The organism is Fructobacillus tropaeoli (assembly GCF_016860625.1).
Lineage (GTDB): Bacteria > Bacillota > Bacilli > Lactobacillales > Lactobacillaceae > Fructobacillus > Fructobacillus tropaeoli.
The window spans coordinates 126,121-136,410 of the sequence record NZ_BOJU01000002.1 but is presented as its reverse complement, the minus strand read 5'-3'; the positions used below and the strand labels follow the sequence as shown (position 1 = coordinate 136,410).

Sequence of the window (10,290 nt, the reverse complement as noted above, 5' to 3'; positions counted from 1 at the left end):
TGATACACGAAACTAAGGTGGTACCGTGCTCGAAAGCGCCCTTAATAACTTTGCCGATTTGGCAAAGCTGTTAGGGGCGTTTTTTATTACTAATCGTTTTTAACTATTTTAATGATGATAATGGAGGCGACGCATTGGCGTCGAATAGATGAGATGGGAAAAGCTAATTTTCAACGGCCCAAGGGGACCGCGGACTTATTTGAAGAAAACGTGCGCGAATGGCAGCGAATTGAACAACAAGCGCGGAAGATTTTTGCCCGTTATGGTTACGGGGAAATCAGAACACCGATGTTTGAAGCCTTTGACGTCTACGCTCGTTCGGCCGGTGACACTTCCGATGTCGTGACCAAGGAAATGTACGACTTTAACGACAAGGGTGACCGTCACATGGCCTTGCGTCCTGAAGGAACGGCCGGTGTCGTTCGTGCTTATGTTGAAAATAAGCTCTTCGGGCCAGAACACGAAAGCCCATACAAGATTTTTTATATGGGCCCAATGTTCCGCTACGAACGTCCACAAGCCGGTCGCTTCCGTCAATTCCACCAAATCGGGGTTGAGGCGTTTGGCTCAAAGGAACCAAGCCTGGATGCTGAAGTAATTACGATGGTCGTTAAGTTCTTGGCTTCATTAGGATTAAAGGATTTGAAGGTTGCCTTGAACACTTTGGGCGACCAAGGTTCACGTCAAGCTTACCGGGATGCACTGGTTGCTTACTTGCAACCACACGCAGATGAATTATCAAAGGATTCACAGACTCGATTGGAAAAGAATCCTTTGCGAATTTTAGATTCTAAGGATGAAAACGATCAAAAGATTGTTGCGGATGCGCCAACGATTTTTGATTACTTGTCAGAAGAATCAAAAGCTCATTTTGCCGCGGTTAAGGGTTATTTGGACGACTTGGGCATTGATTATGAAATCGATCAGACCATGGTTCGTGGCTTGGATTATTATAACGATACGATTTTTGAGGTGATGACGACGGATCCAAACTTGAAGGGAGCTGCAACCATTGCTGGTGGTGGTCGTTACTCTGGTTTGGTTGAGGAGTTTGGCGGACCAGAAACACCAGGAATCGGTTTTGGTTTGGGTGTGGAACGATTGATTTCACTCTTGCAGGCTCAGGGACAAGCGGAGATGAAGCCGGCTGGGCTTGATTTCTACCTTGTGCACATTGGTGAGGATACGCAAGCCAAGACGCTTGAATTGGCAACGGCGTTGCGTGATTTGGGTTATTCTGCTGATTTGGACTTTACAGGTCGGTCAGTGAAAGCACAGTTCAAGACGGCTAACCGTCGTGATGCTCGCTTTGTGATTACCTTGGGTGAAGAAGAAGTCAAGACAAATCAGGTTCAGATCAAGGATATGGCAACCGGCCACCAAGCTGATTTGGACTTGGCCAAGGTTCAAGACGACTTGGCAGGGATTGTGAAGGCACTGGAAGCAGAGGAGGAATAAGAAATGAAACGAACAACTTATGCTGGTTTAGTTGATGAGCAATATATTGGTCAAACGGTGACGTTGGCTGGTTGGGTACAAAAGCGTCGTAACTTTGGGGACCTGGTCTTTATTGATTTGCGCGACCGCGAGGGGATTGTTCAATTAACTTTTTCCGCTGCTAATCAGGCAGCCCTTGATGTGGCTCAGGGTGCCCGTAACGAATATGTTTTGGCTATTGAGGGTGAAGTGGTTGCCCGTGCAGATGGCCAGGAAAACAAGAAGATTAAGTCTGGTGGTATTGAAGTTAAGGTAACCAAGGCCGAGATTCTTGCAGAAGCCAAGACGCCGGTCTTTGATATCGAAGATGGCGTGAACGCTGGGGAAGAATTGAAGCTCCAGTACCGCTACTTGGACTTGCGCCGTCCAGAAATGCAAAAAAACTTGCGTGTTCGATCAAAAATTATGGCTTCTGCCACGCATTTTATGGACCAAAACGACTTTATCAATATTGAAACGCCATACTTGGCCAAGTCAACGCCCGAAGGAGCCCGTGATTACTTGGTTCCTTCCCGAGTTTATCCTGGTTCATTCTATGCCTTGCCACAGTCACCCCAGCTCTTCAAGCAACTCTTGATGGGGGCTGGCTTCGACCGCTACTTCCAAATTGCCCGTTGTTTCCGAGACGAGGATTTGCGTGGGGACCGTCAACCTGAATTTACGCAGTTGGATATGGAAACCTCTTTCATGTCAGCTGCCGAAATTCAAGAATTGGTTGGTCGTTGGGTTCAGCAAATCATGAAGGACGTTGTGGACTTCGACTTAAAGCTTGAGGACATCACGCGTTTGACTTGGCAAGAATCAATGGACCGCTTCGGTACTGATAAGCCGGACTTGCGAATCGCCTATGAAATCCAAGACTTGTCAGAAACGGTCAAGGATTCCGACTTTGGCGTCTTTGCTAACGCCGTGAAGGACGGTGGGGTCGTCAAGGCCATTGCCGTTCCTGGTGGGGCGGAACACTATTCTCGTAAGGATATTGACAAGTTGGGTCAGTACATCGAACGCTTCGGTGCCAAGGGCTTGGCCTGGATGAAGGTGACCGACGACGGCTTGAACGGCCCAATTGCTAAGTTCTTTGCGGACGAAGCTGGTGAAGCCATTTTGGCAGCCAGTGGTGCCAAATCAGGAGACCTTTTGCTCTTCGGTGCTGGTCGCGCTGATGTTGTTGCTGCTTCATTGGACTACTTGCGTCGCCAGACGGCTACTGATTTGGACTTGGTTGACCAAGAAAATCCTTGGCGCTTTGCTTGGATTGTGGACTGGCCATTGTTTGAATACTCAGAAGACTTTGACCGTTGGATTGCGGCCCACCATCCATTTACGATGCCAAACGAAGAAGACCTGCACTACTTGGATGAAGGCGAAGACCCACACAAGGCTCATGCCCAGTCTTATGACTTGGTCTTGAATGGTTACGAATTGGGATCTGGCTCAATCCGTATTCACCGGACGGATATCCAAGAAAAGATGCTGAAGGCGCTTGGCTTTACCAAGGAATCAGCCAATGAGGCCTTTGGTTTCTTGCTTGAAGGAATGGAATATGGTTTCCCACCAATGGGTGGAATTGCCCTTGGATTGGACCGCTTGGCAATGCTTTTGGCTGGCCAAGACAACATTCGTGAAGCGATTGCCTTCCCGAAGAATTCAAAGGCGACAGAGCCAATGACGGAAGCACCAACACCGGTTGCTGGTGCGCAATTGCTTGAACTTGGTTTGGAAGTTCCAACTTCTGCCGAAAATAAGTAAAAACTTAACAAAGCGGTATCAGACTTGATTTGATACCGTTTTTTACTGATTTTTTAATTAAAATTATCTGTTTTTTATAAAATTACCCTTCAAATATTTTCTAATCTTGTTAAAATATATGTATCGAACGGCGGATTTGCGTCGTTAGGCTAAGGACCAGGCTTTTAAGTTGGTCAAAAGGGTTAGGGATTAAGGATTGGTCGGACCGTTCTTAGTTGACCTAGCAGAACACAATGATACGGAAAATAGGAAAAAATCTCGATCACTACTATCTCCATCAAGTTGTTGGAGCGCTCTTTTATGCCATTATGTTATCACTGGCGTTGAATTACTTTTGGCTGCCTGGGCATGTCTATTCGTCTGGTTTTACCGGGTTAGCCCAACTGGTTGACACGTTAACCGGCGGAAAAATTAACGTTGCCTGGGCGATTGCCTTGGTGAATATGCCACTTTTGCTTTTGGCATGGTTTACCTTGTCAAAACGCTTTGCCATCTTTACGGCCATGGCCGTTTTGCTCTCGGCAGCCTTTGTGCCGCTGTTTGCAACGAAGACTGTTTTGACGCCGGATCCTTTGATTAACGCTATCTTTGGTGGTGGTATTAACGGAATGGCTGTTGGAACCGCCTTGCGCTGTGGTGTTGGTACCGGAGGATTGGACATTATCGGAATGGAATTGAAGCATCAATTCCGGATGAAGGTTGGCTCGGTCAACCTGGCCTTTAATGCCTTGATCATGGTTGGTGCTGGTTTGACCTACGGTTGGCAATACGCCCTTTATTCCATTATCGGTGTGGTTGTTTCGGCTCACTTTATCGATTTGTTCTATACTCACCAACAACAAATTCAAGAAATGATTGTGACCAACAAGCCAGAAGAGATGACGGACACGATTCAAAACAAGATGCGTCGTGGTGTCACGATTATCGATTCTGCTCACGGTGGTTATACCGGTCGTGACCGGTCAATCTTGCTAACAGTGGTTACTCAACATGAGTTGCCGGAATTGCGGCACGCCATTAAGGAAGTTGACCCGAACGCCTTTTACTCTGAGTCAAAGGTCGAGCATACAGGTGGTCGCTTCTACGAACCGGAACCATAAAATATTTAAACAAAGTAAAAGCGCCTCGATTGGTAAAAATCGAGGCGCTTTTTGGAGTCTTTGAAGCGGTTGAAGGGATTTGGTCACTTAAAAATCAGTGCCAGGGAAAACCTTTTTATTTTGCTTCACGGCGCATCGTGACGTGGGGTGTTCCTTCAAAGATAAAGGGTTGGCCGATAGGCGTAAAACCAAATTTTTCATAAAAACCAACGACCTGTTCTTGCGATTCGATTTCGATGGCTTGGCCGGGCCAATTTTCCTGGCACACAGCCAAAATTTGAGTCATTAACTGATTGCCGAGGCCAGTACCGCGGGATTCTGGAGCGGTTACGACGCGGCCAAAGGTGATGTGGTCACCATTTTCAAAAACGCGGGCATAGGCGAGAGCGGGATGCTTTTCGCTTTCCTGGTAAAAAACATGGATGGCTTTTGGATCGTTTTCGTCTAGTTCATGGTAAATGCGATTTTGCTCGACGACAAACGTGTCGATGCGAAGTTTGAGCGTTTGATAGAATTCATCGGCAGTCAGGTTGTCCATAGTCTTTTTTTGCCACATTGGTCTCGTCTTCTTTCTTTTTTCCTGTATAATAATGTTGCATATGCAACTGTTGCACGTGAGGGGGGAGCTTGTCCGTGATTGAATTAGAAGTGTTTCGTCAAATGGGGTCGGTTTCACGGCGGGCGACAAAAGAGATGAACCAGGCCGCCAGTCAGTACCAATTAGAAAATAATCTGTTCTTATATTTGATTCGGATTGTGGAACACGAGGGCCTGACCCAGTCTGATTTGGCAAAATTAATCCAAGTCGATAAGACAACGCTGAGCCGATCCTTAAAAAAATTGGATGACCGAGGCTATATCGATAAGGTGACGGATGCTCAAAATAAAAATTATAAGCAACTCTACCCGACACAGAAGGCGCGCGACCGCTACGAGGTCTTGGCAAAACTGGAGCGTCAGTACATTAAAGGGCGGCTTTCAACCTTGTCCGCAACGGAGTTAACAGATTTGAACAAAATACTTAACAAAATTTTGCACAGTTAAGCTGTGCTTTATTTTAACAGATACAGTTGCAAATGCAACTGTAAGGATAAAAAAGGAGATTCTTTTGGAAAATAATCATATTCGAACGCGACTATTGTTCTTTTTGCTCGGGCTGGTCTTGGTCGCCTTCGGTAATGCGTTGTCCATTATTTCAACTGCCGGGAATGGCTTGTGGACCGCGGCGGCCTTAGGGCTGGCGCAATGGAGCGGGGTGGGCATTTCGTTCATCTTAATGACGATTGGTTTGATTGTGATTGGTATTAATTTGCTTTTGTCGGACCGTTTTTCTTGGTTGACGGTCAGCGGTGAGCTGTTGTTTGTTTTGCTTTTTAGCCAGTTAATTCATTTTTTTGTCACAGCACTATCAAAAAATTTCACGGTACCGGCAGATTTATGGCTGCGGATTTTCTTGGCGATTGTCGGCATCACCATTGTTTGTTTGGGCACCTCCTTTTATCAACGGGCTAATTTGTGGATGTATCCAACCGACTCATTAACGACGCTGCTAACAAGTCGCTTTTTTAACAATCATTTTGCCTGGGCCCAGTTGGTGGCCTTTGTGCCACCCGTCATCTTGATTACGGCGACAACCTTTCACCTGCATGCAGTTGTTGGTGTCCAGGCCGGAACACTTTTTTCCTTGGCCTGTAATGGACCGCTAATTGCGTATTTTAACAAACGGGCTTGTCCGTTTTTACGGTTGAATTCGCCTTTATAAGTAGAATTTTTTCGCGTCATTTTTTCTAAAAATCAGGTTATTCAGCGACAACATTTGTTTCTTTTTTACGATGAGGGGACCTGTGTCACTTTTCACGAAAGGCGGTACAATGAAATTAAGAAAATAAAATAAAGGGAGGAAATTCAATGCCAAACACGCAAAGTCGCTGGAATCCAAAAACACTGAATCATCGATTTTGGATTTTAGCGGTATCACTAAGTATTGCGACTGGTAAAGGAATCGCGCCGGCTTTACCAGCCTTACAAAAAGCCTTTTCTGATTACCCGGCAACGATGGTCAACTTATTGGCAACCATTCCGCAAATACCGGCACTAATCGTGCTGTTGTTTTCCGGTCAATTAGCCAATCGATTTGGAATCAAACGGGTAATTGCGACAGGAATTTTATTGATGGCCGTTACGGGTGTTTTGCCAAGTGTCTTAAGCAATTTTTGGTTGATTTTTATCACACGACTGTTTTTCGGAGTTGGTATCGGTTTGGTTAATTCATTGGCTATTACCCTGATTGATTTCGTTTACGAAGGTGATGACCAGGCCCAAATGTTGGGGAATCGATCTGCCTTTGAGCCGATTGGTCTGACGGTCATCAACCTTGGTGTGGGTGCTTTGTTAGCTGTTTCTTGGCAAGTTTCCTTCTTGGCCTATGCGCTGTTATTCATCGTTGGCTGGGGCTTTATTCGGGTGGTGCCCGAGTACCAGCCGCGGAAAAAATCAGTTCAAGCTGATTCTGAATCTGGTCAGGTTTCCAAGCGGGAACATCCAAAATATTTGTTGCCAATTATTGGTTCTGCCGTCTATTGTGGTTTGCTAACGGTTGGTATGTCGATTGTTAATGTTTATACGCCATACTTTGTTTTAGCATACCATCTTGGCGGGAGCATGACGGCCTCTGTGATTATTACGGTTTATACGCTGACATCAATGGTTATGGGCTTTCTTTTTGGTACTTTTTTTCACTTTTTACGTCGCTATATTTTTTTGTTTGGTCTTTTTTTCATGGGTGTGGGCGCTGTCTGCTTCTATTTTGCGCATGGTTTAGTCACATTGACGTTGGCCGTGATTGTGGTTGGCCTATCCTATCCAATGGCGGGAACCTACTTATTTAATACGATTGCTAACCGTGTACCGCAAAAGATGGCTGGCCTGGCTAATTCGATTCTGTTAGTTGGCTGCAACGCCGGAACTGCCTTGGCGCCAGCAGTTGTCGCCTTTTTGAATGTTCTTGGACCAAAGTCAGCTCTAGATAGTGGTATCCGCCTTTATGGCGAATTGATGTTCCTTTTACTACTTTTAACGGCCCTGTTAATGTGGTGGTCGCGAAAGAAGGGCGTCAGCAAAATCAGCTAAGCGGTACAGTGACCAAGAATATGTTTTTTTTGCCATAGCTGGCAATTCTGATTTTCCATAAAAAGTTGTTGACTTTCTTGCTTAGAATTGAGATAATATATAGGTCTTTAGTGCATATCGTTGAAAATACGAAGTAAAATGCGAGGAAGGAGGGGAATCGACATGGCAAAGGTTATTGTACGCAAGAACGAATCTTTGGATGACGCATTGCGCCGCTTCAAGCGTGGTGTTTCAAAGGACGGTACTCTCCAAGAATACCGCAAGCGCGAATTCTATGTTAAGCCTTCAGTTGAACGTAAGTTGAAGTCTGAAGCTGCACGTAAGCGCAACAAGAAGAAGAAGAACCGTTAATTCGGCCAAAAAACGTCGCTTTGGTGGCGTTTTTTATTTGGTCTCGTGGTAGACTATTAGATAAGTAGTAATCTCACACTAAGGAGAAAATTGATGAGCTTATTAGAACAGGTTCAAGCGGATATGAAAGAGGCGATGAAGGCCAAGGACAAGCAAACCCTTGCCGTTGTTCGTCAAATCAAGTCAGCGGTCATGAACGAACAGATTAACTTGGGTCACGACTTGACGGAAGAAGAAGAATTGGCCGTCTTGGCACGCGAAGTCAAGCAACGTAAAGACTCCATTGCCGAATTTAAGGCTGGTAACCGTGATGACTTAGCGGAAGCTACCCAAGGTGAATTGGATGTTTTGGCCAAGTATTTGCCAGCGCAATTGTCAGAAGACGAAATCAAGCAAATCGTTCAAGAAGCCATCCAAAAGACTGGTGCAACAGGTCCAGCTGATATGGGTAAAGTCATGGGCATGGTTTCAGGTCAAACTAAGGGCCGCGCGGACGGCAAGATTGTTGCTGACCAGGTGAAGGCCGCTTTGGCAAAGTAAGATTGGTTCGTGTAGCCAACTGATAATGCCAAGAGCAAAGCAACTCCGTAGATTATCAGTGATCAAGCGGGTTGCATACATAAAATTACTACTGGTAGCCGATTTGTTTGGTTACTTGCATGAAAAGGATAAAGAATGGATACAACGCTAGGACAAGTCATTAAGGCATCAGTGACCGATGAAAACAGTCAATACTTTTTTGCTCAAGTCGATGGGGTAACCTATGAAATTGATAAGAGTGAACTGGAAAAGCCTTTAAAGGTTGGCGGTTTTGTAACCGGTTTTGCCTACCAAAATGAGGGCCACCGCTTGCAAATCACTAAGACGATTCCCGCTGTTCAAAAGGACCAGTATGCATGGGGCACGGTTGTGAATGCCCGTCATGATTTAGGGGTGTTCGTGAATATTGGCTTGCCTAACAAGGATTTGGTCGTTTCATTAGATGATTTGCCAACCATCAAGGACCTTTGGCCAAAAACGGGCGACCGTCTTTTGCTGGCTATCAAGGAAGATAATAAGGGCCGTTTGTGGGGTAAATTAGCCCAACAGGATATTATTCAAGCGGTTTCTCGTCAAGCCAAGTTGGGTGCTGGCATTAAAAAGGGTGACCAGGTGGAAGCCACGGTTTACCGCAATAAGCTGGTTGGGACTTTGGTTCTGACTGCTGATTATCAGCTTGGCTTTATTCATCCTTCACAGCGGGAACAAGAACCACGCTTGGGCGAGGTTGTAAAGGCCCGTGTCTTGGGCGTTAACGACCGTGGAATCGTCAACCTATCGTTGAAGCCACTGGCCTATAAGCTGATGGATGAAGACGCTTCGTTCTTGTTGATTCAGCTGCAACGTAAGGCCGACCACTTCCTACCATTTAACGATAAGTCCGATCCTGAGGCCATTAAGGCTCAGTTCGGCTTTTCAAAGTCACAGTTCAAGCGGGCTTTGGGTCGCTTGTATAAGGAACGGTTGATTACCCAAGTTGACGGCGGCATTCAGTTGACTGAGGCCGGCCAGAAGGATTAGTCAATGTTACCGGACGTGATGGAAGATTATTTGAATTACGTTCAGGTCGACCGTGGGCTCTCAAAAAACACGATTACCGCTTATCGTCACGATTTAACCAACTTCTGTGCTTTTTTAAAGAAAAATCAGAAGACTTGGCGCCAGGTTGATCACCAAGTCGTCCTGGCGTTTTTAAATCAGTTGCGCTTAGAAAAGCGAGCCAACACTTCGGTCGCGCGAATGGTCACCTCGTTGCGTAAGTGCTTTGCTTATTTGAAAAATGAAGGTTTAATCGAACATGACCCAATGTTAAATATTAAGCCTCCCAAGAAGGCGGAACACTTGCCGGCCGTTTTGTCGGTCGAAGAGGTAGATTTGTTGCTAGAGACACCGGATGTTTCAACCCCCTTGGGCCTGAGAACAAGAGCATTGCTTGAAGTTTTGTATGCCACGGGTTTGCGTGTTTCGGAATTAATTAATCTCAAGCTTGATGACTTGCACCTGGACTTGGGGCTGATTCAAACCCTGGGGAAAGGTGATAAGGAACGGATTGTGCCGATTGGGGAAGTGGCGGTTTACTGGATTAACCGGTATTTACAAAGTGCTCGTCCGGCCTTAGTGAAAGGGCAGAGGACGGTAACGCTCTTTGTTAATGACCATGGCCGGTCGCTATCTCGACAGGGAGTGTGGCAGTTGATTAAAAAATTAGTGGCTCAGGCCGGCATTAAAAAGGATGTCTCGCCGCATACGCTCCGCCACTCATTTGCTACTCATATTCTGGAAAATGGGGCGGACCTGCGGATTGTCCAGGAGTTGTTGGGCCACGCCGATATTTCAACGACGCAAATCTATACGCATATTTCAAAAAAGCGGTTGAGCCAGGTCTATGACCAATTTCATCCGCGTGCCTGAGTATTTTGTAAAG

General features: G+C 45.9%; 11 protein-coding genes. 10 read left to right on the top strand and 1 reads right to left on the bottom strand.

Going from position 1 to position 10,290, the window contains the following annotated elements:
• Positions 1-153: 153 nt before the first annotated feature.
• The 3 genes from hisS (at position 154) to FT12353_RS02765 (ending at position 4,346) form a co-directional block, all read left to right on the top strand.
• Positions 154-1,458: a histidine--tRNA ligase gene (gene hisS / locus FT12353_RS02775; RefSeq protein WP_203618208.1), complete on the top strand. Its 1,305-nt coding sequence runs from the start codon at positions 154-156 to the stop codon at positions 1,456-1,458.
• Positions 1,459-1,461: 3 nt separating this feature from the next.
• Positions 1,462-3,246 carry an aspartate--tRNA ligase gene (aspS, locus tag FT12353_RS02770; protein WP_203618206.1) on the top strand — a complete coding sequence of 595 codons (1,785 nt, stop codon included), beginning with the start codon at positions 1,462-1,464 and terminating at the stop codon, positions 3,244-3,246.
• A gap of 233 nt (positions 3,247-3,479) precedes the next feature.
• Positions 3,480-4,346, top strand: coding sequence for a YitT family protein (locus FT12353_RS02765; RefSeq protein WP_181013998.1), 867 nt, complete (start codon positions 3,480-3,482; stop codon positions 4,344-4,346).
• Positions 4,347-4,461: 115 nt separating this feature from the next.
• On the opposite strand, the gene FT12353_RS02760 is transcribed toward FT12353_RS02765, so the two are convergent.
• Positions 4,462-4,902: a GNAT family N-acetyltransferase gene (locus FT12353_RS02760; protein WP_203618204.1), complete on the bottom strand. Its 441-nt coding sequence runs from the start codon at positions 4,900-4,902 to the stop codon at positions 4,462-4,464.
• Positions 4,903-5,006: 104 nt separating this feature from the next.
• Here FT12353_RS02760 and FT12353_RS02755 point away from each other — a divergent pair, with 104 nt between their 5' ends.
• From FT12353_RS02755 to xerD, 7 genes are all read left to right on the top strand, one after another.
• On the top strand, positions 5,007-5,390 hold the full coding sequence (locus tag FT12353_RS02755) for a MarR family winged helix-turn-helix transcriptional regulator (RefSeq protein ID WP_203618556.1): 384 nt from the start codon (positions 5,007-5,009) through the stop codon (positions 5,388-5,390).
• A gap of 64 nt (positions 5,391-5,454) precedes the next feature.
• Entirely contained in the window at positions 5,455-6,108 is a 654-nt protein-coding gene (locus FT12353_RS02750; protein ID WP_203618195.1) for a DUF6198 family protein, read from the top strand.
• A gap of 146 nt (positions 6,109-6,254) precedes the next feature.
• Entirely contained in the window at positions 6,255-7,475 is a 1,221-nt protein-coding gene (locus FT12353_RS02745; protein ID WP_203618193.1) for an MFS transporter, read from the top strand.
• A gap of 162 nt (positions 7,476-7,637) precedes the next feature.
• Complete coding sequence (gene rpsU, locus FT12353_RS02740) at positions 7,638-7,826, top strand: 30S ribosomal protein S21 (protein WP_047974532.1); 189 nt, start codon at positions 7,638-7,640, stop codon at positions 7,824-7,826.
• A 93-nt stretch (positions 7,827-7,919) separates the two neighbouring features.
• Complete coding sequence (locus FT12353_RS02735; RefSeq protein WP_203618191.1) at positions 7,920-8,366, top strand: GatB/YqeY domain-containing protein; 447 nt, start codon at positions 7,920-7,922, stop codon at positions 8,364-8,366.
• 135 nt (positions 8,367-8,501) lie between these two features.
• The gene (locus tag FT12353_RS02730) at positions 8,502-9,386 is read left to right on the top strand and encodes a CvfB family protein (protein ID WP_168778400.1); all 885 of its coding nucleotides are present in this window, start codon (positions 8,502-8,504) and stop codon (positions 9,384-9,386) included.
• A gap of 3 nt (positions 9,387-9,389) precedes the next feature.
• Positions 9,390-10,277: a site-specific tyrosine recombinase XerD gene (gene xerD / locus FT12353_RS02725; protein ID WP_203618189.1), complete on the top strand. Its 888-nt coding sequence runs from the start codon at positions 9,390-9,392 to the stop codon at positions 10,275-10,277.
• Positions 10,278-10,290 lie beyond the last annotated feature (13 nt).

What these genes read in the sequence shown, in the direction of transcription:
- hisS (WP_203618208.1), top strand. Translation starts at nt 154, where the DNA reads ATGGGAAAAGCTAATTTTCAACGGCCCAAGGGGACCGCGGACTTATTT.
- aspS (WP_203618206.1), top strand. Translation starts at nt 1,462, where the DNA reads ATGAAACGAACAACTTATGCTGGTTTAGTTGATGAGCAATATATTGGT.
- FT12353_RS02765 (WP_181013998.1), top strand. Translation starts at nt 3,480, where the DNA reads ATGATACGGAAAATAGGAAAAAATCTCGATCACTACTATCTCCATCAA.
- FT12353_RS02760 (WP_203618204.1), bottom strand. Translation starts at nt 4,902, where the DNA reads ATGTGGCAAAAAAAGACTATGGACAACCTGACTGCCGATGAATTCTAT.
- FT12353_RS02755 (WP_203618556.1), top strand. Translation starts at nt 5,007, where the DNA reads ATGGGGTCGGTTTCACGGCGGGCGACAAAAGAGATGAACCAGGCCGCC.
- FT12353_RS02745 (WP_203618193.1), top strand. Translation starts at nt 6,255, where the DNA reads ATGCCAAACACGCAAAGTCGCTGGAATCCAAAAACACTGAATCATCGA.
- rpsU (WP_047974532.1), top strand. Translation starts at nt 7,638, where the DNA reads ATGGCAAAGGTTATTGTACGCAAGAACGAATCTTTGGATGACGCATTG.
- FT12353_RS02735 (WP_203618191.1), top strand. Translation starts at nt 7,920, where the DNA reads ATGAGCTTATTAGAACAGGTTCAAGCGGATATGAAAGAGGCGATGAAG.
- FT12353_RS02730 (WP_168778400.1), top strand. Translation starts at nt 8,502, where the DNA reads ATGGATACAACGCTAGGACAAGTCATTAAGGCATCAGTGACCGATGAA.
- xerD (WP_203618189.1), top strand. Translation starts at nt 9,390, where the DNA reads ATGTTACCGGACGTGATGGAAGATTATTTGAATTACGTTCAGGTCGAC.